At 63.9% G+C, this 21,642-nt stretch carries 24 protein-coding genes; 20 read left to right on the top strand and 4 right to left on the bottom strand.

The features are described 5' to 3' along the window. The first annotated feature begins 214 nt into the window (after positions 1 to 214). The 10 genes from rpmF to QZ281_RS16070 all read left to right on the top strand — a co-directional run bounded on the left by rpmF (position 215) and on the right by QZ281_RS16070 (position 9,861). Positions 215 to 397 (top strand): 50S ribosomal protein L32, encoded by a 183-nt coding sequence (gene rpmF / locus QZ281_RS16115; RefSeq protein ID WP_292230115.1) that lies wholly within the window; start codon positions 215 to 217, stop codon positions 395 to 397. Between the two features lie 114 nt (positions 398 to 511). Continuing rightward, positions 512 to 1,102 (top strand): hypothetical protein, encoded by a 591-nt coding sequence (locus QZ281_RS16110; protein ID WP_292230113.1) that lies wholly within the window; start codon positions 512 to 514, stop codon positions 1,100 to 1,102. Between the two features lie 105 nt (positions 1,103 to 1,207). After that, entirely contained in the window at positions 1,208 to 2,485 is a 1,278-nt protein-coding gene (gene eno / locus QZ281_RS16105; protein WP_292230111.1) for a phosphopyruvate hydratase, read from the top strand. 138 nt (positions 2,486 to 2,623) lie between these two features. Continuing rightward, on the top strand, positions 2,624 to 2,923 hold the full coding sequence (locus QZ281_RS16100; RefSeq protein WP_292230168.1) for a septum formation initiator family protein: 300 nt from the start codon (positions 2,624 to 2,626) through the stop codon (positions 2,921 to 2,923). Between the two features lie 135 nt (positions 2,924 to 3,058). Beyond that, positions 3,059 to 4,087, top strand: a complete 1,029-nt coding sequence (gene pdhA, locus QZ281_RS16095) for a pyruvate dehydrogenase (acetyl-transferring) E1 component subunit alpha (RefSeq protein ID WP_292230109.1) — start codon at positions 3,059 to 3,061, stop codon at positions 4,085 to 4,087. Positions 4,088 to 4,090: 3 nt separating this feature from the next. Beyond that, the gene (locus QZ281_RS16090) at positions 4,091 to 5,440 is read left to right on the top strand and encodes a pyruvate dehydrogenase complex E1 component subunit beta (RefSeq protein WP_292230107.1); all 1,350 of its coding nucleotides are present in this window, start codon (positions 4,091 to 4,093) and stop codon (positions 5,438 to 5,440) included. Then, a complete protein-coding gene (locus QZ281_RS16085; RefSeq protein WP_292230105.1) occupies positions 5,437 to 6,720 on the top strand; it encodes a pyruvate dehydrogenase complex dihydrolipoamide acetyltransferase in 1,284 nt (427 codons plus the stop codon). The genes QZ281_RS16090 and QZ281_RS16085 overlap by 4 nt, the downstream gene beginning before the upstream one ends. A 15-nt stretch (positions 6,721 to 6,735) precedes the next feature. Continuing rightward, positions 6,736 to 7,215, top strand: coding sequence for a glutathione peroxidase (locus QZ281_RS16080; protein ID WP_292230103.1), 480 nt, complete (start codon positions 6,736 to 6,738; stop codon positions 7,213 to 7,215). 2 nt (positions 7,216 to 7,217) lie between these two features. After that, a complete protein-coding gene (gene lpdA, locus QZ281_RS16075) occupies positions 7,218 to 8,624 on the top strand; it encodes a dihydrolipoyl dehydrogenase (protein ID WP_292230101.1) in 1,407 nt (468 codons plus the stop codon). Positions 8,625 to 8,706: 82 nt separating this feature from the next. Then, positions 8,707 to 9,861 (top strand): low temperature requirement protein A, encoded by a 1,155-nt coding sequence (locus QZ281_RS16070; protein ID WP_292230099.1) that lies wholly within the window; start codon positions 8,707 to 8,709, stop codon positions 9,859 to 9,861. Between the two features lie 26 nt (positions 9,862 to 9,887). Here QZ281_RS16070 and QZ281_RS16065 read toward each other — a convergent pair whose 3' ends face one another. Then, positions 9,888 to 10,499: a peptidylprolyl isomerase gene (locus QZ281_RS16065; protein WP_292230098.1), complete on the bottom strand. Its 612-nt coding sequence runs from the start codon at positions 10,497 to 10,499 to the stop codon at positions 9,888 to 9,890. 36 nt (positions 10,500 to 10,535) lie between these two features. After that, positions 10,536 to 11,537: a porphobilinogen synthase gene (hemB, locus tag QZ281_RS16060; RefSeq protein WP_292230096.1), complete on the bottom strand. Its 1,002-nt coding sequence runs from the start codon at positions 11,535 to 11,537 to the stop codon at positions 10,536 to 10,538. A 148-nt stretch (positions 11,538 to 11,685) separates the two neighbouring features. On the opposite strand from hemB, the gene QZ281_RS16055 reads away from it, so the two are divergent. The 3 genes from QZ281_RS16055 (at position 11,686) to QZ281_RS16045 (ending at position 14,051) form a co-directional block, all read left to right on the top strand. Then, the gene (locus QZ281_RS16055; protein WP_292230095.1) at positions 11,686 to 12,486 is read left to right on the top strand and encodes a hypothetical protein; all 801 of its coding nucleotides are present in this window, start codon (positions 11,686 to 11,688) and stop codon (positions 12,484 to 12,486) included. A gap of 131 nt (positions 12,487 to 12,617) precedes the next feature. Then, entirely contained in the window at positions 12,618 to 13,844 is a 1,227-nt protein-coding gene (hemA, locus tag QZ281_RS16050) for a 5-aminolevulinate synthase (protein WP_292230092.1), read from the top strand. A 9-nt stretch (positions 13,845 to 13,853) separates the two neighbouring features. Then, positions 13,854 to 14,051, top strand: coding sequence for a hypothetical protein (locus tag QZ281_RS16045; RefSeq protein WP_292230091.1), 198 nt, complete (start codon positions 13,854 to 13,856; stop codon positions 14,049 to 14,051). Positions 14,052 to 14,106: 55 nt separating this feature from the next. On the opposite strand, the gene QZ281_RS16040 is transcribed toward QZ281_RS16045, so the two are convergent. Both QZ281_RS16040 and QZ281_RS16035 read right to left on the bottom strand, forming a co-directional pair. Then, on the bottom strand, positions 14,107 to 15,162 hold the full coding sequence (locus QZ281_RS16040; RefSeq protein ID WP_292230089.1) for a linear amide C-N hydrolase: 1,056 nt from the start codon (positions 15,160 to 15,162) through the stop codon (positions 14,107 to 14,109). Between the two features lie 22 nt (positions 15,163 to 15,184). Then, positions 15,185 to 15,982 (bottom strand): hypothetical protein, encoded by a 798-nt coding sequence (locus tag QZ281_RS16035; RefSeq protein WP_292230087.1) that lies wholly within the window; start codon positions 15,980 to 15,982, stop codon positions 15,185 to 15,187. Positions 15,983 to 16,581: 599 nt separating this feature from the next. Here QZ281_RS16035 and glyA point away from each other — a divergent pair. The 7 genes from glyA to nusB all read left to right on the top strand — a co-directional run. Then, positions 16,582 to 17,865, top strand: a complete 1,284-nt coding sequence (gene glyA / locus QZ281_RS16030; RefSeq protein WP_292230086.1) for a serine hydroxymethyltransferase — start codon at positions 16,582 to 16,584, stop codon at positions 17,863 to 17,865. An 8-nt stretch (positions 17,866 to 17,873) separates the two neighbouring features. Continuing rightward, complete coding sequence (gene nrdR, locus QZ281_RS16025) at positions 17,874 to 18,344, top strand: transcriptional regulator NrdR (RefSeq protein WP_292230084.1); 471 nt, start codon at positions 17,874 to 17,876, stop codon at positions 18,342 to 18,344. Beyond that, a complete protein-coding gene (gene ribD / locus QZ281_RS16020) occupies positions 18,344 to 18,970 on the top strand; it encodes a bifunctional diaminohydroxyphosphoribosylaminopyrimidine deaminase/5-amino-6-(5-phosphoribosylamino)uracil reductase RibD (RefSeq protein ID WP_292230082.1) in 627 nt (208 codons plus the stop codon). Before nrdR ends, ribD begins: the two co-directional genes overlap by 1 nt. 4 nt (positions 18,971 to 18,974) lie before the next feature. Beyond that, a complete protein-coding gene (locus QZ281_RS16015) occupies positions 18,975 to 19,565 on the top strand; it encodes a riboflavin synthase (RefSeq protein WP_292230080.1) in 591 nt (196 codons plus the stop codon). Next, positions 19,565 to 20,698 (top strand): 3,4-dihydroxy-2-butanone-4-phosphate synthase, encoded by a 1,134-nt coding sequence (gene ribB / locus QZ281_RS16010; RefSeq protein WP_292230077.1) that lies wholly within the window; start codon positions 19,565 to 19,567, stop codon positions 20,696 to 20,698. The genes QZ281_RS16015 and ribB overlap by 1 nt, the downstream gene beginning before the upstream one ends. Further along, on the top strand, positions 20,695 to 21,156 hold the full coding sequence (gene ribH, locus QZ281_RS16005; RefSeq protein WP_292230075.1) for a 6,7-dimethyl-8-ribityllumazine synthase: 462 nt from the start codon (positions 20,695 to 20,697) through the stop codon (positions 21,154 to 21,156). Before ribB ends, ribH begins: the two co-directional genes overlap by 4 nt. After that, positions 21,153 to 21,642 (top strand): transcription antitermination factor NusB (nusB, locus tag QZ281_RS16000; protein WP_292230073.1); only part of this gene is annotated, 490 nt, incomplete at its 3' end. The genes ribH and nusB, both read left to right, overlap by 4 nt.

Raw genomic sequence — 21,642 nt, 5'->3', positions numbered from 1 at the left:
TGGCGGGTTGAAGGTGCTGGTGATCGCACACTTACGCTTCCCTGCTCGGGAGCTGCTTATACGCCTTGAAATCGCCCGTCACTTCATGCATAAGCCGCGCCTCGCGTGGCGGTCCCCCGTTCTTCACTTCGAAGGGTTGGAGCCGCCGCTATTGTTTTCGCGCTAGACAGGCTTCGGCTCTGGGCGGCGCCCGACTTAGAAGATTGAGACGGACATGGCCGTTCCGAAGCGCAAAGTATCTCCCTCGCGTCGCAACATGCGCCGCGCCCACGATGCCCTGATCTCCAACGTGTACGTTGAGGACAAGGACACCGGCGAGCTGAAGCGCCCGCACCACATCGACCTGAAGAGCGGCACGTACCGCGGTCGTCAGGTTCTGACGCCGAAGGAAGACTAAGGTCTTTCAGGCTTCCCGACTTTAGTCGGACGATAATTTTTACGGCGCGCGGTGGTCCCGCGCGCCGTTTTCGTGCGTTCTGCCCGGTGAAGCTTTCCCGGGAGATTTCGCCTTATGATTCGTTTCGCAGCCGTCAGCGCTTTGGCGCTTCTCACGCTTGCCGCCTGTGATCGTGGCGAAAAGCCTGCCGAGACGGTTTCGTCCGGCGCCGCGAATCCGCCCGCAGCGGCGCCTGCGGTTGAAACCGTCCTGACTGCTGACGGGCTGGGCGTGGTGCGAATCGGCATGACGGCGGCGGAAGTGGCGACGGCCTGGGGTGCAAACGCCGCTGTCAGCGATCCGATGTCCTGCCAAGTCTATCATCCCGACAAGGCGCCTGAGGGCGTGGACGTGATGCTGCAGGACGGTCACCTGACGCGAATCACCCTGGGCAAGGGATCGTCTGTGAAGACGGATCGCGGCTTTGGCGTCGGCGACAGCGGCATTGCGATCAAACAGACCTATGGCGGCGCCGTCTTTGCGCAACCCGCCAAATATGATCCGGCCCCTGCCGAGGACCTGTTTGCCTGGGCCAAGGGGCGTTCGACCGCCTATGTGGTCGATCCGGCGGCGCGCGGCATCCGCTACGAGGTGGGCAGGGACGGCGTCGTTTCGCGGGTTCACGCGGGCGATCCGTCGATCCAGTTGGTCGAAAACTGCGGTTAGGTAGCAACCTGTTACCGGTGGGAGCGGGCGCAGCCATTGGCCTTTCGCGGGTAGGCGGCTAAACCCCTCGCAACTTCCATCCGCCCTGAGCCAAAGAACCGAGCCATGACTGATATCGCCGACATCGTCGCCCGCCAGATCCTCGACAGCCGGGGTAATCCGACGGTCGAAGTCGATGTGATCCTGGATGACGGCTCTTTCGGCCGCGCCGCCGTGCCGTCGGGCGCCTCGACGGGCGCGCACGAGGCTGTTGAACTGCGCGACGGCGACAAGGACGTCTGGGGCGGCAAGGGCGTCCAGAAGGCGGTCGACGCTGTGAATGGCGAAATCTTCGACGCCCTGTCTGGCATGGACGCCGAAGACCAGCGCCGTCTGGATGAGGCGATGATCAATCTGGACGGCACAGCCAACAAGGCCCGTCTGGGCGCCAACGCCATCCTGGGCGTGTCGCTCGCCGCCGCCAAGGCCAGCGCCATCTCGGCCGGCCTGCCGCTGCACCGCTACATCGGCGGCGTTTCGGCCCGCGTCCTGCCGACCCCGATGATGAATATCATCAACGGCGGCGCCCACGCCGACAATCCGATCGACATTCAGGAGTTCATGATCCTGCCGACCGGCGCGGAAACCTTCTCGGAAGCCCTGCGCATGGGCACGGAGATCTTCCACGCGCTGAAGAAACAGCTGAAGGACGCAGGCCACAACACCAACGTCGGTGACGAAGGTGGTTTCGCGCCCAATCTGGCGTCGGCTGATGAGGCCCTGAGCTTCATCACCAAGGCTGGTCAGGCGGCTGGCTATCTGGCCGGTGAAGACTTCCACCTGGGTCTGGACGTCGCCTCGACCGAATTTTTCAAGGACGGCAAATACATCATGGCGGGCGAGGGCAAGACCGTCGACGCCGAGGGCATGGCCGCCTATCTGGTCGATCTGTGCGAGCGCTTCCCGATCGTCTCGATCGAAGACGGCATGGCCGAGGATGATTTCGACGGCTGGCGTCTGCTGACGGAACGTCTGGGCGACCGCGTCCAACTGGTCGGCGACGATCTGTTCGTGACCAACCCGGCGCGTCTGGCTGCGGGCATCGGCGAAGGCCTGGCCAACTCGATCCTGATCAAGGTCAACCAGATCGGCACCCTGTCCGAGACGCTGGACGCCGTCGATATGGCCCAGCGCGCAGGCTACACCGCCGTGATGAGCCACCGCTCGGGCGAGACCGAGGACTCGACCATCGCTGACCTGGCCGTCGCCACCAACTGCGGACAGATCAAGACTGGCTCGCTGGCCCGCTCGGACCGGGTGGCGAAGTACAACCAGCTGCTCCGCCTTGAGGAAATGCTGGGCGACCAGGCTGTCTATTTCGGCGACGGAATGCTGCTGAAATAGGTCTTTGAATTGTCGGTGGAGAATCAGCGTTCTCCACCGACCTTCTTACCGTCAAGCTACAATTTGTTAGGCATTGTCAGCCACAGTCTGTGAACTGTGTTTTCGCGCTCAGAAGGAGCGTCTGCTGTGCCTGAACGGATGAAACCGTACCGTATCTCCATCGTCCTGCTGCTGCTGTTCGCGTATCTTGGCGTGCAGGCCCTCACGGGGGAGCGCGGCCTGTTGAGCGGCGCGTCGCGGGATGCGCTGCTGACCGAGCGTGCTGAGCAGCTCGCACATCTGACGGAGCAGCGACGCGACCTTGAGACGCGCGTCCGCTACCTGCGTACCGACAGTCTTTCAAAAGATCTTCTGGAAGAGCGCGCGCGCGCCGTGATCGGTTTTTCCGATCCGCGCGACTATGTGATCCGCGTTCCCGCGCAAACCGTCCAAGGCTGACCGCCAGTCAATACTTGAACTATTGTTACAGGTGGCATGGCGCCCCTTTGCGTTCCGGGAAGGAAGGCTGCTAAAGCCCCCTTCCGTAACGATAAGTAAGGCGTCGCCAACTGGCGCCTAGCCGGGAGATGCCGGATGGCGAAAGCCCCTGCCAAGAACGCTCAGACCAACGCGCCTGACAAAATACCAAATACGCCGACGGCGTCGAAGGAAGACCTCCTTCGTTTCTACCGCGAGATGGTGCTGATCCGCCGTTTCGAGGAACGTGCAGGCCAACTGTACGGCATGGGTCTGATCGGTGGCTTCTGCCACCTGTACATCGGCCAGGAAGCGGTCGCTGTGGGCGTTCAGGAGAGCGTCAAACAGGGCCACGACAAGATCATCACGGGCTACCGCGACCACGGTCACATGCTGGCTGCCGGCATGGACCCGAAAGAAGTCATGGCCGAGCTGACCGGCCGCATCGGCGGCTCGTCCAAGGGCAAGGGCGGCTCGATGCACATGTTCGACGTGCCGACCGGCTTCTATGGCGGTCACGGCATCGTCGGCGCGCAGGTCGCACTGGGCACCGGGCTGGCCTTCGCTGGCAAGTACCGCGGCGATGACTCGGTCGCCTTCGTCTATTTCGGAGACGGCGCTTCGAACCAGGGCCAGGTGTACGAGAGCTTCAACATGGCGCAGCTGTGGAAGCTGCCGGCCATCTACATCATCGAGAACAACCAGTACGCCATGGGCACGAGCATCGATCGCTCGTCCTCGACGACTGAGCTCTACATGCGCGGCGCCAGCTTCGGCATTCCGGGCGAGCAGGTCGACGGCATGGATGTTCTGGCCGTGCGTGACGCCACCGCCCGTGCTGTGAAGCGCGCCCGCGAAGGCGGCGGTCCCTACATCCTTGAAGTGAAGACCTATCGCTATCGCGGCCACTCGATGTCCGACCCGGCGAAATATCGCACCAAGGAAGAGGTCGACGAGGTCAAGAAGACCCGCGACCCGATCGATCACATCAAGCTGCTGCTCGCGGAAGCCAAGGCGACCGAGGAAGAGCTGAAGGTCATCGACAACGAGATCAAGGCGATTGTCGCCGAGTCTGTGCAGTTCGCGCAGGAAAGCCCGGAGCCGGATCCGTCCGAGCTCTATACTGACGTCTACGTGGAGGCCTGATCCGTGACCGACATTCTGATGCCGGCGCTGTCCCCCACGATGGAAGAGGGCACGCTGACCAAATGGCACATCAAGGCAGGCGAAAGCGTATCGGCTGGCCAGGTGATCGCCGAGATCGAGACCGACAAGGCGACGATGGAAGTCGAAGCTGTCGATGAAGGCGAAGTGCTGGAAATCCTGATCCTCGAGGGTTCGGAGAACGTGAAGGTCAACACGCCGATCGCGCGTCTGGCCGGTGAAGATGGCGCTGCGGCGCCTGCGCCCAAGGCTGAAGCTGCTGCTGTTGAGGCCCCCAAGGCCGAGGCGGCTCCGGCTGCTGCGCCCGCAGCGCCCAAGGTCGAACTGCGTGACCCGGAAATCCCGGCGGACGCCAAGCTGGTCAAGACGACCGTGCGCGACGCCCTGCGCGACGCCATGGCCGAGGAAATGCGTCGTGACGACCGCGTCTTCCTGATTGGTGAGGAAGTCGCCCAGTACCAGGGCGCCTACAAGGTCAGCCGTGAGCTGCTGCAGGAATTCGGCGAACGCCGCGTTGTCGACACCCCGATCACCGAGCACGGCTTTGCCGGTCTGGGCGTCGGCGCCGCCATGTCGGGCCTGAAGCCCATCGTCGAGTTCATGACGTTCAACTTCGCCATGCAGGCGATTGACCACATCATCAACTCGGCGGCCAAGACCCTGTATATGTCAGGCGGCCAGATCCGCGCGGACATCGTCTTCCGCGGCCCCAACGGTGCGGCCAGCCGTGTCGGCGCCCAGCACAGCCAGGACTATTCCGCCTGGTATGCTCAGGTCCCCGGCCTGAAGGTCATCGCGCCCTATGACGCCGCTGACGCCAAGGGCCTGTTGAAAGCCGCCATCCGCGACCCGAACCCGATCGTCTTCCTTGAACACGAGATGCTGTACGGCACCGAGTTCGACGTGCCGGAAGTCGACGACTACGTCCTGCCCATCGGCAAGGCCAAGGTCCGTCGTGAAGGCAAGGATGTCACCATCACGGCGCATGCCCGCATGGTTGGTTTCGCTCTGCAGGCTGCTGAGAAGCTGGCTGAAGAGGGCATCGAGGCCGAGGTCATCGACCTGCGCACCCTGCGTCCACTGGACCACGAAACCATCGTCGAAAGCGTCAAGAAGACCAACCGTCTGGTCTCGGCCGAAGAAGGATGGGGTCCGATGGGCGTCGGCGCCGAGGTCGTGGCCCGCGTAATCGAACACGCCTTCGACTATCTGGACGCCCCGCCGCTGCGCGTGCACCAGGAAGACGTGCCGCTGCCCTACGCCGCCAATCTGGAAGCTCTGTCGCTGCCCGGCGTGGACAAGATCATCGCGGCCGTGAAGCAGGTGGTGGCATGACCGACATTCTGATGCCCGCCCTGTCTCCCACGATGGAGGAGGGCGTTCTGGCCAAGTGGCACGTCAAGGTGGGCGACGTCGTCTCCGCCGGTGACGTGATCGCTGAAATCGAGACCGACAAGGCCACGATGGAAGTCGAGGCTGTGGACGAGGGCGAAGTCACTGACATTCTGGTGCCGGAAGGCACTGAGAACGTGAAGGTCAACACGCCGATCGCACGTCTGAAGGATGAGGGTGGCGCTGCCGCCCCCAAGCCTGCCGCCAAGACGGAAGACGCGCCCAAGGCCGAAGCCGCTCCGGCCAAGGCTGAGGCGGCCAAGCCTGCGGCGCCTGCGCCCGCTGCGCCGAAGTCGGACAGCGGTGCGCGCATCTTCGCCTCGCCTCTGGCGCGTCGCATCGCCGCCCAGAACGGCGTCGATCTGAAGTCGGTCAAGGGCACCGGTCCGCACGGCCGCATCGTCAAGCGTGACGTTGAGGGCGCGCCGAAGGGGGCTGCTCAGCCTGCTGCGGCTACGACGATCCCGGCTGCTGCGACTTCGGGCATCGAGCCCCGCAAGGCGCAGTCTCTGGCGCAAATGGGCATCCCGGACGGCAGCTACGACTTGATCCCGCTGGACGGCATGAAGAAGGCTGTCGCCCGCCGCATGGTCGACAGCATCCAGAACGTGCCGCACTTCCCGCTGTTCATCGATGTCGAAATCGATCAGCTGATGGCTGTGCGCGCCAAGGTCAACAAGATGCTGGAGCCGCAGGGGATCAAGGTCTCCGTCAACGACTTCGTCATCAAGGCAGCTGCTCTGGCCCTGAAGGCCGTGCCGGAGGCGAACGCCTCCTACACGCCGGAAGGCATCGCCATGCACCACAACGCCGACGTCTCCATGGCCGTGGCCATCGACGGCGGCCTGATCACGCCGATCATCAAGAAGGCCGAAACCAAGGGTCTGGCGCAGATCGCGACCGAGTCCAAGGACCTGGCCAAGCGCGCCCGCGAGCGTAAGCTGAAGCCTGAAGAGTTCCAGGGCGGCACCTTCTCGGTGTCCAACCTGGGCATGTTCGGCATCAAGCAGTTCACCTCGATCATCAATGAGCCGCAGGGCTGCATCATGAGCGTGGGCGCAGGCGAACAGCGCGCAGTCGTCAAGGACGGCCAGATCGTTGCGGCCACCGTCATGACCGTGACCCTGACCTGCGATCACCGCGTGGTAGACGGTGCGACCGGCGCCCGCTTCCTGCAGGCGTTCAAGCCGCTGATCGAAGATCCCGTCGCGATGCTGGCTTAAGGGAGAAGAGGGGTCATGACTTCGGTTTATGACTTCTCCGCCCGGGCCATTGACGGCACGGACGTATCGCTTGACCGTTTTCGCGGTCAGGCGCTGCTGATCGTGAACACGGCGTCCAAGTGCGGCTTCACCGGCCAGTATGATGGTCTGGAGAAGCTGCATCGGGATTTTGCCGGTGCTCCGTTCGAGGTGCTGGGCTTTCCCTGCAACCAGTTCGGAAATCAGGAGCCGGGCAGGGCGGCGGAAATCGCCGCCTTCTGCGCGACCAGCTTCGATGTGAGCTTCCCCCTGTTTGACAAGGTGGAGGTCAACGGGCCGAACCGTCACCCGCTCTATGCCTGGCTGACCCGACAGAAGCGCGGCTTCCTGGGTTCTCAGGCCATCAAGTGGAACTTCACCAAGTTCCTGACCGACCGCGAAGGCCGCGTCGTCGCGCGCTATTCGCCTCAGACTGAACCCTCGGCCATTAAGGCCGACATCGAGAAGTTGATCTGATCATGGCTGCTGAATTCGATCTCGTCGTCATCGGCTCGGGCCCCGGCGGTTATGTCGCCGCCATCCGCGCCAGCCAGCTTGGCCAGAAGGTCGCCATCGTCGAGCGTGAAAACCTGGGCGGCATCTGCCTGAACTGGGGCTGTATCCCGACCAAGGCCCTGCTGAAGTCCGGCGAAAAGTTCGAGAGCCTGTCGCACCTGAAGGAATACGGCCTGTCCGCATCGGGCGCTTCGTTCGACTTCGACGCCATCATCCAGCGCTCGCGCGGTGTCGCGGCGACGATGAACAAGGGCATCGGCTTCCTGATGAAGAAGAACAAGATCGAGGTGATCGAGGGATCGGCTACGCTCGAAAAGGGCGCTGCTGCGCCCAAGGTCGTCGTCGCCCTGAAGGCAGGCGGCACGCGCGCCATCGAAGCCAAGTCGGTCATGCTGGCCGTCGGCGCTCGCGCCCGCGCCCTGCCTCAGATCGGCCTGGAAGCTGACGGCGACAAGATCTGGGCCTATCGCGACGCCCTGGCGCCGAAGAAACTTCCCAAGACCTTTGTTGTCATCGGTTCGGGCGCCATCGGCATCGAGTTCGCCAGCTTCTATCGCGCGCTGGGCGCCGAGGTCACGGTTGTCGAGGCTGTGGACCGGATCATGCCGGTCGAGGACGAAGAGGTCTCCAAGGCCGCTCAGAAGTCGTTCGAAAAGCGCGGCATCAAGTTCAAGATCGGCGCCAAGGTGTCGAAGGTGACCAAGACCGCACAGGGCGTGAAGGTCGACGTCGAGATCGGCGGCAAGGCCGAAGCCCTGGAAGCCGAAGTCTGCATCTCGGCGGTCGGCATCACCGCCAACACGGACGGCATCGGTCTGGAGGCGCTGGGCGTCGAACTGGACCGTGGCCACATCAAGACCGACAGCCACTGCGAGACCAATGTGAAGGGGCTGTACGCCATCGGCGACTGCGCCGGTGCGCCGTGGCTCGCGCACAAGGCGTCGCACGAAGGCATCCATGCCGCCGAACACATCGCCGGTTACAAGACCCCGAACGTCCATTCGCCCATCGCGGGCTGCACCTACGCCCAGCCGCAGGTCGCATCGGTCGGCGTCACCGAACAGGCTGCACGCGCCGAGAACCGCGAGGTCAAGATCGGCCGCTTCCCGTTCCGCGTGAACGGCAAGGCCGTGGCTGCAGGCGAGATCGACGGCTTCGTCAAGGTTCTCTTCGACGCCAAGACCGGCGCCCTGATCGGCGCCCACATGATCGGCCACGAAGTCACTGAGATGATCCAGGGCTACGTCACCGCCATCACCATGGAAGCGACGGAAGAAGACATCCATGGCATCGTCTATCCGCACCCGACCATGTCGGAAGCCATGCACGAAGCCGCTCTGGACGCCTACGGACGCGTGATCCACATCTGATTTCCTTTGCTGTCCCGTCAGCGTTCTGACGGGACAGCGACAGAATGTCGCGCTAACCTCGCTCTCTAATCGGGAGGGCGGGATGACGTCTTTGTTGCGCAAACGGGTGAAGGGTGAGCATGCCCGCGTGGGCTTTGTCGAACTGTTCTTCGACCTGGTCTTCGTCTTCGCCATCACACAGGTCAGCCACGGGCTGTTGGCGAATCTGACGCCGCTCGGGGTCGCGCAGGCCGCGATGCTGCTGGCTGCGGTGTGGTGGGCCTGGATATTCACGTCCTGGGTGACCAACTGGCTCGATCCCGAAACGGGGCCGGTCCAGGCAGCACTGTTCGGCCTGATGGGGATCGGGCTGGTGATGTCAGCATCGCTGCCGCACGCCTTTCAGGAGACGGGGCTGGCTTTCGCCTTGGCCTTTGCCGCCATTCAGGTGGGACGGACCGCCTTTATGGTCTGGGCGATGCGTAACGAAGAGGGCCTAAGGCTCAACGCCATCCGCATTCTGGTCTGGCTGGCGGCTTCGGCAGTGTTATGGATCGCTGGCGGTCTGGCCGCGCCTGAGCAACGTGTCTGGTTCTGGTTGGCCGCGCTGGCGGTCGAATATGCGTCTCCGGCTCTCTATTTCTTCGTGCCAGGTCTGGGGCGGTCCCGCACTGAGGACTGGACCATCGAAGGCGGTCATATGGCCGAGCGTGTCGGCCTGTTTGTCATCATCTGCCTGGGCGAGACCCTGCTGGTCTCGGGCGCTACGTTTGGAGGGCTGGACTGGTCATCGGGCGCGGTCTGGGCCGCCTTTATCTCGGCCGTCCTGTCCACGGTCGCCATGTGGCGGCTGTTCTTCAGCCAGGCGCACGAATCCGCATCCGACGCCATCATACATTCGCCCGACCCCGGACGTGTGGCGCGACGCGCCTATACATATTCGCCCATTCTGGTCATCGCGGGGATCATCGTCGTGGCGGTCAGTGACGAACTGGTCCTGGCGCATCCCGGCGGTCATGTCTCAACCGCGACGGCCCTGACGATGCTGGGCGGCCCGATCCTGTTCCTGCTGGGAACAGCGGTGGCAGGTTGGGCAATCTGGCGGCACATCAACTGGACGCGACTGGTCGGCTGCGCCGTTCTGGCGGCCGGCTGGCTGGCGGTTCCGTGGACGACGCCGCTGATCCTCAGCATCGCAACAACAGTCGTCCTGATGGCTATCGGTGTCTGGGAAAGCCTGCGACCGCCTCAGGTCTGAGGGCGGAAAACCATCCACATTTCGTCTTAAGGCGCGGTTTCGCGCTTGGCTGAGACGATGGTGATGCGCGGTTCCAGCATCTGGCCGCGCATGAAGCCTTCGCCCTCGGTCGGAGAGGTGGAGGCGTTCAGCATGGCGCGGGCCACGTCCATGCCCTCGACCACCTTGCCGAAGACGGCGAAGCCATAGGCGTCGATGGAGAAGGGGCGGCCTGCGTCATATGAGGGCGTGGCGCCGACCGAGATGAAAAAGTCACCGGTCGCCGTGCCGGGGTCGTAACGGGCCATCGAGACGGCGCCGTCGACATGGCTGAGGCCTGTCTCGGTCGTTGGTTCATGGGCTATGGGCGGCAGAAGGCGGGCCGGTTCATTGTTCGCGCCGCCCTGCACCAGACCGTTCTCGGGGCCGGACTTCATGGCTCGATAGAAGGTCGCGCCGTCGAACCGATGCTGATCCACATAGGCCAGGAAGTTGGCCCCGGTGATCGGCGCGGCGCGGTCATTGACCTCGATCACGATACGGCCCGCAGTCGTCTCCAGAACCACGCGGGGCAGGGGCGTGGGCGCGGCCTCCTGCGCGAAGCCAGCGGCGGGCAACAGCAGGGCGGCGGTCAGACCGATCAGGGTGCGTCTCAGCATGAGGTCACCCTATGATCCGCCGCCTTTGCCAGCAAGCTATGCGCCCAGCAGCCGCGCCGCCTTGGGTGCGAAATAGGTCAGGACGCCCGCGCAGCCTGCGCGCTTGAACCCGTGCAGGGTCTCCAGAATGGCGCGGTCCTCGTCCAGCCAGCCGTTGGCGATGGAGGCCTGCATCATCGCGTACTCGCCTGACACCTGATAGGCGAAAGTGGGTACGCGGAAGGTCTCGGACACACGGCGCACGATATCGAGGTAAGGCATCCCCGGCTTGACCATGACGGCGTCGGCGCCTTCCGACAGGTCCATCGCCACCTCCTTCAGCGCCTCGTCCGAGTTGGCGTAGTCCATCTGATAGGTCTTCTTGTCGCCCGTCAGCATCTTCGACGATCCCACGGCGTCGCGGTACGGGCCATAGAAGGCTGAGGCGAACTTGGCGGCGTAGGACAGGATCATGGTGTCCTGAAAACCGTTGGCCTCCAGCGCCTCACGCACGGCCTGGATGCGGCCATCCATCATGTCGGAGGGAGCGACGACGTCGGCGCCTGCATGGGCGTGGATAAACGCCTGCTCGGCCAGACGATCCAGAGAGGCGTCATTGGCGATGCGGTCGCCTTCCATCACCCCGTCGTGGCCGTGGTCGGTGTAGCAGTCCAGCGCCACGTCGGTCATGACGCCGATCTCGGGGGCTGCGTCCTTGATGGCCTTGATGCAGTCGGGGATCAGGCCGTCCGGGTCGGTGGCGCCGGTTCCGACAGCGTCCTTGATCGCGCCATCGACATTGGGGAACAGGGCGATCAGCGGAATGCCCAGATCGCGGGCCTCGACGGCGGCCTTGGCGGCCTCCTTGGGCGACAGGCGGAAGACGCCGGGCATGGAGGCGACGGGCTGACGGTCCTCGGCGCCGTCATGGACGATCAGCGGCCAGATCAGATCCGCTGGCGTCAGGGTCGTCTCGGCGACCAGACGGCGCACCCACGGATTGGCGCGCAGACGGCGCGGGCGGGCGAGCGGGAAGGGGGCGGGCTGATAGGGAAGCATGGACCGAAACCTTGGAAACCTGACGCGGGACTAGCGCCGTGGGCGTCGCGGCGCAAATCGCGTGATGTGTCGGATCGTGTTCGACGCAGACGCCGCTTGCACGGAACGCGGAAATACGGGCCTATCGCCACAAATCATGGAGATGGCGATGATCAAGCGGTTGGTGGCGAGCGCGGCGGTTCTGGCTCTGGCGGCGGGCTTGTCCGGCTGCATCATCGTGTCGTCCAGCGGCGGGCAAAAGACGGTCGTGACCAATACGGCGTCGGCCGAGCCTTCTTCCTACGCCGGTCTGTATGCTGATGCGGTGGCCGATCCGAAACGCCCGGCGGAAGAGGTCGCGCGCGACGCCCTGCGCCACCCGTCGGAGATCCTGGCCTTCGCTCAGGTCGCGCCGGGCGACAAGATCGCCGACATCCGCCCCGGCGCAGGCTATTTCAGCCGCCTGTTCTCGGACGTGGTCGGACCAACGGGGCGCGTTTACGCCTTTGTGCCGAACCGGACGGCGGAGCGTGAGAACCCGACGGCGGACCTGCTGGTCGCGGCCTATCCGAACATCACGCGGGTCAATGGTCTGCTGGACTCGATGACCTATGCCGAGCCGCTGGACCTGATCTTCATGAGCCAGGAATACCACGACTTCCACATTTCCGGTTTCAACACCGATGTGGCGAAGATGAATGCGGCGGTGTTCGCGGCGCTTAAGCCGGGTGGGCTGTATGTGGTCATCGACCATCAGGCGGCGGCGGGAACGGGGATTTCGGTCGTCAGCACCCTGCACAGGATCGAGGGCGACTATCTGAAGCGTGAAGTCCAGGCGGCAGGCTTCGTCTTTGACGGCGAGAGCCAGGTGGTGGCCAATCCCGCCGACGACCACAGCCTGAACGTCTTTGACGCCGCCATTCGTGGCAAGACGGATCAGTTCGTCTATCGCTTCCGCAAGCCGGGCTGATCACGGCTCTGTTGTGAGAACCGTTATCAATTAAGGGTTTGGGCGTTTTGTCCATGTCGGGGACATGGACAAGCCGTCGGGGGTGGAGCAAATAACGCCAATACGTCGCCATAAGCGAAAGAACGCGTAGTTTGTTCGACTATAAGGCCGCCTTTAAGAGCTCCGTAGAGCAGGTCCGCAGCGAGGGTCGCTACCGCGTCTTCGCCGACCTGAAACGTGTCCGTGGACAGTTCCCGCAGGCCGTGCGCCGCCGCGTGGACGGGTCCGAACAGGACGTCGTGATCTGGTGTTCCAACGATTACCTCGGCATGGGCCAGCACCCCGTTGTGCTGGATGCGATGCACGAAGAGATCGATGCTGTCGGCGCGGGCGCTGGCGGCACACGCAACATCTCGGGCACCACGCGCTCGGCCGTTGATCTGGAAGCCGAGCTGGCCAGCTGGCACCAGAAGGAAGCGGCCCTGCTGTTCACCTCGGGCTATGTCGGCAACGAGGCGACGCTGTCGACGCTGCAGAAGATTCTGCCCGGCCTGATCATCTTCTCCGATGCGCTGAACCATGCCTCGATGATCGAGGGCATCCGCCACGGCGGCGGACCGCGCCATGTGTTCCGGCACAATGATCTGGAGCATCTGGAAAGCCTGCTGGCTGCAGCGCCTGCGGATGCGCCCAAGCTGATCGCCTTCGAGAGCGTCTATTCGATGGACGGCGACATCGCCGATCTGGCGGGCACGATTGCTCTGGCCGAAAAATACGGCGCTATGACTTACCTGGACGAAGTCCATGCGGTCGGCCTGTACGGCGAAACCGGCGCAGGCGTCGCTGAGCGTGACGGCGTTCTGGACCAGATCGACATCATTGAGTGTACGCTGGGCAAGGCTGTCGGCGTCATGGGCGGCTATATCGCCGGTGATGCGGTCATCATCGATGCGGTGCGCAGTTGGGCCTCGGGCTTCATCTTCACGACCTCGCTGCCGCCTGCTTTGACGGCGGGGGCGCTGGCCTCCGTGCGCCACCTGAAGGTTCACCCCGAACTGCGTGAACAGCATCAGGAGCGGGCCGCCACCTTGAAGGCGCGCTTCGCTGCTGCGGGCATTCCGGTGATGGAGAGCGAGAGCCACATCGTGCCGGTACACGTCGGCGATCCCGTCCACTGCAAGATGATTTCGGACATGCTGCTGGACGAATACGGCGTCTATGTTCAGCCGATCAACTATCCGACCGTGCCCAAGGGGACCGAGCGTCTGCGCTTCACTCCGTCGCCGAACCACACGGACGCCATGATGGATCATCTGGTCCAGGCGATGGACAAGCTGTTCGCCCACTGCAACGTGGCGCGTCGCCCCGTCGCGGCCTGAGCCTAAACAGTGGCGGGCAACGACCTGGGCCCTGATCTGGGTCAGGTGATCGTCGAGTTCACCCGCAATGGCGCCTATGTGAAATGCTCGGCCATCCACGTCGCCACGGGCCGCGAGGTCAGTGCGATGGGGCCTGTGCGCGAGCCGAAAGCCGTCGAACGGGTGGCCATCGCCAAGCTGAGGCGGGCGCTGGAAGGCCAAGCCTAGTCCACAGGTGTCGGCCGCCAGATCGAAACGTCTGGCGACCGCTCAGACCTGATCGCTATTGCGGTCCCAGGAAGGGGAAGGGCGCGGCGTCGGTGAACTTGGCCGTGGCGTCGCCCGCGTGGGTGTTGATCTGGTTCTCGCCCAGCACCAGCCGCTTGACCCGGGCGCGCGGCGAAAAGTCGATCTTCTTCAGGTCCACCCAGAAGGTGTTCGGCGTAAGGGCGGATTCGAAGAAATACAGTTTGCGCTTGTGATCCACGACCGTGCGCCAACGGGTTGAGGAGATGTTCGGCTGGTCCGGGGTCGAGATGCCGAACGGCACTGATGCGTTGCGGATCACGCTGAACACGCTGGCCAGCGCCAGGTTCGGGTCTTCGAACTTGGGCACCGCATTGACGTAGAATGAGGCGCGGGCGAAGCGGTCTGCCGCCCGGTTCGTGCCCGGCAGGAAGACCGTGCCGCCGATCTCCTGCCAATAGCTGTTCAGGGCCAATTGCTGATCGAAGGTCGGTGAGTTGGTCATCACCTGATAATCGCGGCTGTGATGCACGACCAGCTTGCCGTCGATGTATTCGAAGATGGCGCTGTCGCCGCTGGCGTCCGACAAAGACAGGTGCAGGGTCGTCAACCGCTGCTGGCCCGGCACATTGTCGGTGATCAGGACAAAGGGCTCGTCCTTCAATGCATCGACCGCTTCTGTGACAGTGGCGTAGTTGTCCAGCACGTACTGGGCCCAGGCGGCTATGCTGAGGGCGGGCTTGTTCGGGTCATGGTCCGGGTATTTCGACTCGACCAGCCACAGGACATTGGCGACCAATCCCACCTCATTGACCCCATCCACGGTCGAGACGTCATAGCCGCTGGAAATGACGCTGCCGTATTTCGACGTCCATTTCACCGAGTTGGGACCGCCCGCGCCGTCACGCGCCATCCCGCGCGGGAAAATCCAGAGGTTGGTGAGGATTTCGTCCTTCCAGTCCATCGACCGCGCCGTGATCACCGCGCCGTCATAGCCATGATAGACAAGCCGGGTGCAGGCCTCCGCCGCTGGAACAGCCAGCATGAAGGCCGCAGTCAGGGCGGCGACGCCCCTCTTCACTCCATTACGCATGTCGTCTCCTTGGGTGGGGGATTCAGTAAGTCAGCGACAGGCCGATGACCGGGCCATGGCGCGACACGTTCCAGTCGAAACTCTGGCCAGTGAAATCATCCTGCTGATAGGTCTGCTCCAGCAGGCGGTAGCCCAGATTGACGGACACCGCGCCGCCCGCCAGCGGCGTGCGATAGACGGCCAGCGCCTGCCATGAGCGGCTGTTGCGGCCGCTGTCGCCCAGGCCGCCGACGTCGACCTGTCCGCGCAGGGTCCACCGGTCTGTGGCGTCCGCCTCGACCCGCAGGCCCAGCAACAGATCGGTCCAGTCCGCCCCCTTGCTGGTTGCGCCCAACGGCGTGCTCAGGTCAGCCCTCAGCTTGCTCCAGCGGGCGCCGACGATCGGTTCGACACGGAAGCTGCGCTGGTCGCCGAAGACCGTTCGACCGCCCAGCGGGTCATCGACCAGCCGATACGCAAGACCGCCCGACACCGACGTCGCACGCGTTCCCAGTTCGACAGGCACGCCCAGCAGGGACACAGCCTCATTGGTCCGGGCGTACTGATAGTCGACAAAGCCGCCCCAGCGGCCCTTGCGGACCTCCACGTCGCCCATAACGGCGGCTTCCAGATGCTCGAAGGCGTCAGAGAAGGGAACATCCACCGGAGCCCTGCGTCCGGCCAGAGTGACGTGTCCGTCCAGCGAAGTGGCCCAGACATAGGGACTGACGGTGACACGCCATCTGTCGTTGTTGATTTCGGATTGAGCAGCAGCGGTTCCAGCAGCAGCCGTGATCGTCAGCAGGCTGAATGAAAACGAGGCGAAACGAGAGAAATCCATGTAGTTTCAACTCACAACGACCGACAACTCCTGCCAGCTAAGACAGCCAAGCTTAAGCAATCATGGATATGCGTGATTAACTCGCCTTGCTTGTGTGCGGCGGGCTGGCATGGTTCCCTTGTGTTGGCGGGAGAGTATTGATGTTGGACTTGAGGCATCCCACGGCTCTGGGGCTTGGGACCTTCGCGTTCTTCGCTGTGCTTGCCGGGCTGACGCTGCTTGTGGCGGCAGACCACTCATCCCCCGGCTGCACCGGTCCCAGGGTGCAACGGTGCGACTATGTCGTCACGGCCAAGACCGCCATCACTCAGCATGCCTATCGACGGTTCAGTCCTGATCTTGGTTTTGAACTCATCGATGTGGGTTCGTCCGTCCGAGTGCAGCAGTTTCTGCCTAAGGGCCAAGTCGGCTTATTTGAAGGGCCAAGCGTACTGATCGACAAGAGAAGCTGTCGTGTCTGCGCAATCGAGGTGCGGGTTCCAAGCGAGCCCCAGCCCAGAGCGCAAATCGAACGGGTCTCGTCAGCTTCAGCACAAGATGTTGTGGTCGCGCGCGGTGCGGACTAGATAGGCGACCTTCTGATTTGCGGGGATCCCAGCGTGACTGCCTTCACCCACGACGCCTATTTCACCAAGACGCTCGCCGACGCCGATCCGGACGTCTTCAAGGGCATTCAGGGCGAACTGGGTCGCCAGCGTGAGCAGATCGAGCTGATCGCTTCCGAAAACATCGTCTCGCAGGCGGTTCTGGACGCGCAGGGCTCTGTCCTGACGAACAAATACGCCGAGGGCTATCCCGGTCGTCGCTACTACGGCGGTTGTGAGTTCGTGGACATCACCGAGGATCTGGCGCGTGAACGGGCCAAGAAACTGTTCGGCGCGGCCTTCGCCAACGTCCAGCCGCACTCGGGCGCGCAGGCCAACCAGGCGGTGTTCTTCACCCTGCTGCAGCCCGGCGACACCTTCCTGGGCATGGATCTGGCCTGCGGCGGTCACCTGACGCACGGTTCGCCTGCCAACCAGTCGGGCAAGTGGTTCCGCCCGGTGACCTACAAGGTGCGCGAAGACACCCATCTGATCGATTACGATCACGTCGCCGAAATGGCCGAGCGTGAGAAGCCCAAGCTGATCTTGGCGGGCGCCAGCGCCTATTCGCGCCACATCGACTTCAAGCGCTTCCGCGAGATCGCTGACAGCGTCGGCGCCTATCTGATGGTCGACATGGCCCACTATGCCGGTCTGATTGCGGGCGGCGCCTATCCCGACCCGCTGCCGCACGCCCATGTCGTCACCACCACGACGCACAAGACCCTGCGCGGCCCGCGCGGCGGCATGATCCTGTCGAACGACGTGGATCTGGGCAAGAAGATCAACTCTGCAGTCTTCCCCGGCCTGCAGGGCGGCCCGCTGGAACACGTCATCGCCGGCAAGGCCGTGGCCTTCGGCGAGGCATTGAAGCCCGAGTTCAAGCTGTACGCCCAACAGGTCGTCAAGAACGCCCAGGCCCTGTCCGGCGTACTGATCGAGCGCGGTCTGGCCATCGTTTCGGGCGGCACCGACAGCCATCTGGCCCTGGTCGATCTGCGTCCCAAGGGTGTGACCGGAAAGGCGACCGAGCATGAACTCGAAAAGGCGCTGATGACCTGCAACAAGAACGGCGTGCCGTTCGACACCGCGCCCTTCACCGTCACCTCGGGCGTCCGTCTGGGCACCCCGGCGGGCACGACGCGCGGCTTCGGCGAGGAAGAGTTCAAGCAGATCGGTCACTGGATCGCCGACGTCGTCTCGTCGATGAACGGCGGCGACGAAGCCGATCCGGCTGTGGTCGCGGGCGTCGCGGCCCAGGTGCGCGAACTGACCAACCGCTTCCCCATCTACGGATGAGATGACGGATGAAGTGCCCCTTCTGCGGTCATCAGGACACTCAGGTTAAGGACAGCCGGCCGTCGGACGACGGCTCGGCCATCCGACGCCGCCGGTCCTGTCCGGCCTGCAACGGGCGCTTCACCACCTTCGAGCGGGTGCAACTGCGCGAATTGGTCATCCTGAAGCGCAACGGACGGCGTACGCCGTTCGAGCGCGACAAGCTGGAACGGTCGTTGGGCGTGGCCCTGCGCAAGCGTCCAGTGCAGGCGGATCAGGTCGAGCAACTGGTCAACCGGATCGTGCGTCAGCTGGAAAGTCTGGGCGAGACGGAAATCCCGTCCAGCACTGTCGGTGACTTCATCATGAAGGCGCTTAAGGGCGTCGATGAGGTCGCCTATGTCCGCTACGCCTCGGTGTACAAGGACTTCCGCCACACCGGCGATTTCGCCAAATTCCTGGGCGACGAGGGTTTTGACGAACCGACCGGCAAGGCCTGATGCGGCCCCGGATCACCCTGAAGCTGGCGACGTCTCTGGACGGGCGCATCGCGACGGCGTCTGGCGAAAGCCAGTGGATCACGGGTGAAGAAGCGCGTCTGGAAGGCCACCGGCTGCGCGCTTCGCACGACGCCATTCTGGTCGGTGTCGAAACGGTCCTGAAGGACGATCCCGAGCTGACCGCACGTTTGCCGGGACGCAGCGTCGATCAACCGTTGCGCGTTGTGCTGGACAGCCGCCTGCGGACGCCGCGGACCGCCCGGTTGGCAGGTGAAAACACCCTGATCCTCACCTCGAACGAACCCCGCGTAATCGGCGCCGCCAGAGTGCAACAGGTGGCGGCTGAAGACGGTCGGCCCGCCATTTCCGCCGTGTTGTCGGCCCTGTCAGCGGCAGGAGTGACGTCTGTGCTGATTGAGGGCGGCGGTCAGGTGGCGGCGTCATTTCTGAAGGCGGGCGCGGTCGACAGGCTGGAATGGTTCCGCGCGCCGATCCTGCTGGGCGGGGAGGGGCGGGCCTGTGTCGCCGGTCTGGCGCTTGCAAAGCTGGCCGACGCCCCCAAGTTCCGGCGTCTGTCCGTCCAGGTCGTCGGCGACGACCTGTGGGAGCGGTACGAAAGGCTCTGAGTTCATGTTCACTGGAATCGTCACCGACATCGGGCGGGTTCGCGAGGTTCGCGAAACCCATCGCGACCGCCGCTATGAGATCGAAACCGTCTGGGACACGGACGGCATCGACCTGGGCGCGTCGGTCAGCCATGCGGGCTGCTGCCTGACGGTTGTCGAAAAAGGCCCCGGCTGGTTCGCGGTCGAGGTGTCAGGCGAAACCCTGTCCAAGACGACGCTGGGCGACTGGAAGGCGGGCGACGGCGTCAATCTGGAGCGCGCGGCCAAACTGGGCGACGAGATGGGCGGCCATGTCGTCTCGGGCCATGTCGATGGTCTGGGCCGGATCGTCTCGATCACGCCCGAGGGCGGTTCGCACCGGATCGAGGTCGAGGCGCCTGCGCCATTGCACCGCTACATCGCAGCCAAGGGCTCGATCACGGTCGACGGCGTGTCCCTGACGGTGAACAGTGTGGCGGGTCAGATTTTGTCTCTGAACATCATTCCGCATACGTGGGATGCGACGACGCTGGGGCGGTTGAAGGCCGGTGATCCGGTCAATCTCGAAATCGACATGCTGGCGCGATACCTCGCGCGGTGGCAGGAGACGGCGTAATGCAATTGGCCGCGAACATGAACGACAGCCCGATCAGCCCCATCGAGGACATTCTGGAGGACGCCCGCAACGGCCGTCCCTACATCCTGGTGGACGCCGAGGACCGCGAGAACGAGGGGGACATCATCATCCCCGCCCAGTTTGCCACGCCGGACCAGATCAACTTCATGATCCGTCAGGCCCGTGGGCTGGTCTGTCTGGCCATGACGGCAGACCGGGCCAGCCAGCTGCGGCTGCCGCCGATGGCCGCCGACAACCGCGAGAGCATGAAGACCGCCTTCACCGTCTCGATCGAGGCCAAGGAAGGCGTGACGACCGGCATCTCCGCCGCCGACCGCGCCCGCACCATCCAGGTCGCCACGGATGCGTCGAAGGGCATGGATGACATCGTGTCGCCGGGCCACATCTTCCCGCTGGTCGCGCGCGATGGCGGAGTTCTGGTCCGTGCAGGCCACACTGAGGCCGCCGTCGACATCAGCCGCATGGCGGGCCTGACCCCGGCGGGCGTGATCTGCGAGATCATCAAGGACGACGGCGAAATGGCCCGGATGCCGGACCTGATCTCCTTTGCCCAGTTGCACGGCCTGAAGATCGGCACCATCGCCGACCTGATCGCCTATCGCCGCCGCACCGAGCGGTTCGTCGAGCGGGTCATGGATACGCCGTTCGAAAGCGTCCACGGCGGCCCGTTCCGGCTGATGCTGTACAAGAACACCATCGAGGGCGCTGAACACGTCGCCCTGGTCCACGGCAAGATTGATCCAAGCAAGCCGACGCTGGTGCGGATGCACCAGGTGGACTTCGCCTGCGACCTGCTGGGCCATGTCGAGGCGCGTCAGGACTATGTGCCCAACGCCCTGAAACAGATCACCGAACATGACGGCCCGGGCGTGGTCGTCTTCCTGCGCGACCCCTCGCTGAACTCGCTGGCAGAGCGGCTGGCAGGGGTGGACAAGCCGACGGCGGTGGATCGTTCGCTGCGCGCCTATGGCGTGGGGGCACAGATCCTGCTGGATCTGGGCGTGCGCGATATGATCGTTATGAGTTCGACGCGACCTGAACCGACGGCGCTGGAGGGCTACGGCCTGCGCATCGTCGGCTGGCGCGACATGAATGGAGAAGACAAGTCGTGACCGACGCACCCCGTATTCTGATCGTTGAGGCACGTTTCTACGACGACCTGGCCGACGCCCTTCTGGAAGGCGCCAAGGAAACCCTGAAGGCGCGCGGCGTCGATTTCGACGTCATCACCGTGCCGGGCGCGCTGGAAGTGCCGCCCGCCATCGCCATGGCCGAAGAAGCCGGTCGTTTCCCGACCGCGCCACGCTATGACGGCTATGTCGCCCTGGGCACGGTGATCCGCGGCGAGACCTATCATTTCGAGATCGTGTCGGATCAGTCGGCGGCGGGCATCATGGCGCTGGGCGTCAAGGGCGTGGCCATCGGCAACGGCATCCTGACGACCGAGGATGAAGACCAAGCCTGGTATCGCGCCCGGCTTTCAGAAGGGGATAAGGGCGGCGGCGCAGCAAAAGCTTGCCTCGACCTCATTGCATTGAAGAAGCGGTTGCGCGTAGGCGTCGGCGCATGACTGAACCGAACAGCGTAAAAGCCGTCCTTGAGCAACTCGCCGAGGCCGAAAAGCAGCGGGCCGAGCCAAACCTGAGCTCCAAGCAGCGCCGCGCCCGCACCGTGTCGCGCCTTGCCGCCGTGCAAGCCCTCTATCAGATGGAACTGGCGGGCGAAGGCGTGGAGACGGTGATCTCCGAATTCTCCAACTTCCGTTTCGACGCCGACATTGAGGGCGAAGCCCTGGCCGAGGCTGATGAAGCCTATTTCGGCGACATCGTTCGCGGCGTGATCGAGAGCCAACGCGACATCGACACTGCCATCAAGGCCCGTCTGGCGTCCAACTGGCGTCTGGAGCGGATCGACGCGACCCTGCGCGCCCTGCTGCGCTCCGGCGCCTGGGAGTTGATCAAGCACCCCGAGACGCCGCGTGAAGTGGTGATCGACGAATATGTCGAACTGGCGAAAGCCTTCTTCGACGACTCCGAGGCCCGCTTCGTCAATGCGG

It is taken from the genome of Brevundimonas sp. (assembly GCF_018608325.1).
Classification (GTDB): domain Bacteria; phylum Pseudomonadota; class Alphaproteobacteria; order Caulobacterales; family Caulobacteraceae; genus Brevundimonas.
This window is presented reverse-complemented; position numbering and strand designations above follow the sequence as displayed.

Coding starts and splice junctions, on each gene's coding strand:
- rpmF (WP_292230115.1), top strand. CDS start 215: ATGGCCGTTCCGAAGCGCAAAGTATCTCCCTCGCGTCGCAACATGCGC.
- QZ281_RS16110 (WP_292230113.1), top strand. CDS start 512: ATGATTCGTTTCGCAGCCGTCAGCGCTTTGGCGCTTCTCACGCTTGCC.
- eno (WP_292230111.1), top strand. CDS start 1,208: ATGACTGATATCGCCGACATCGTCGCCCGCCAGATCCTCGACAGCCGG.
- QZ281_RS16100 (WP_292230168.1), top strand. CDS start 2,624: ATGAAACCGTACCGTATCTCCATCGTCCTGCTGCTGCTGTTCGCGTAT.
- pdhA (WP_292230109.1), top strand. CDS start 3,059: ATGGCGAAAGCCCCTGCCAAGAACGCTCAGACCAACGCGCCTGACAAA.
- QZ281_RS16085 (WP_292230105.1), top strand. CDS start 5,437: ATGACCGACATTCTGATGCCCGCCCTGTCTCCCACGATGGAGGAGGGC.
- QZ281_RS16080 (WP_292230103.1), top strand. CDS start 6,736: ATGACTTCGGTTTATGACTTCTCCGCCCGGGCCATTGACGGCACGGAC.
- lpdA (WP_292230101.1), top strand. CDS start 7,218: ATGGCTGCTGAATTCGATCTCGTCGTCATCGGCTCGGGCCCCGGCGGT.
- QZ281_RS16070 (WP_292230099.1), top strand. CDS start 8,707: ATGACGTCTTTGTTGCGCAAACGGGTGAAGGGTGAGCATGCCCGCGTG.
- QZ281_RS16065 (WP_292230098.1), bottom strand. CDS start 10,499: ATGCTGAGACGCACCCTGATCGGTCTGACCGCCGCCCTGCTGTTGCCC.
- hemB (WP_292230096.1), bottom strand. CDS start 11,537: ATGCTTCCCTATCAGCCCGCCCCCTTCCCGCTCGCCCGCCCGCGCCGT.
- QZ281_RS16055 (WP_292230095.1), top strand. CDS start 11,686: ATGATCAAGCGGTTGGTGGCGAGCGCGGCGGTTCTGGCTCTGGCGGCG.
- QZ281_RS16040 (WP_292230089.1), bottom strand. CDS start 15,162: ATGCGTAATGGAGTGAAGAGGGGCGTCGCCGCCCTGACTGCGGCCTTC.
- QZ281_RS16035 (WP_292230087.1), bottom strand. CDS start 15,982: ATGGATTTCTCTCGTTTCGCCTCGTTTTCATTCAGCCTGCTGACGATC.
- nrdR (WP_292230084.1), top strand. CDS start 17,874: ATGAAGTGCCCCTTCTGCGGTCATCAGGACACTCAGGTTAAGGACAGC.
- ribD (WP_292230082.1), top strand. CDS start 18,344: ATGCGGCCCCGGATCACCCTGAAGCTGGCGACGTCTCTGGACGGGCGC.
- QZ281_RS16015 (WP_292230080.1), top strand. CDS start 18,975: ATGTTCACTGGAATCGTCACCGACATCGGGCGGGTTCGCGAGGTTCGC.
- ribB (WP_292230077.1), top strand. CDS start 19,565: ATGCAATTGGCCGCGAACATGAACGACAGCCCGATCAGCCCCATCGAG.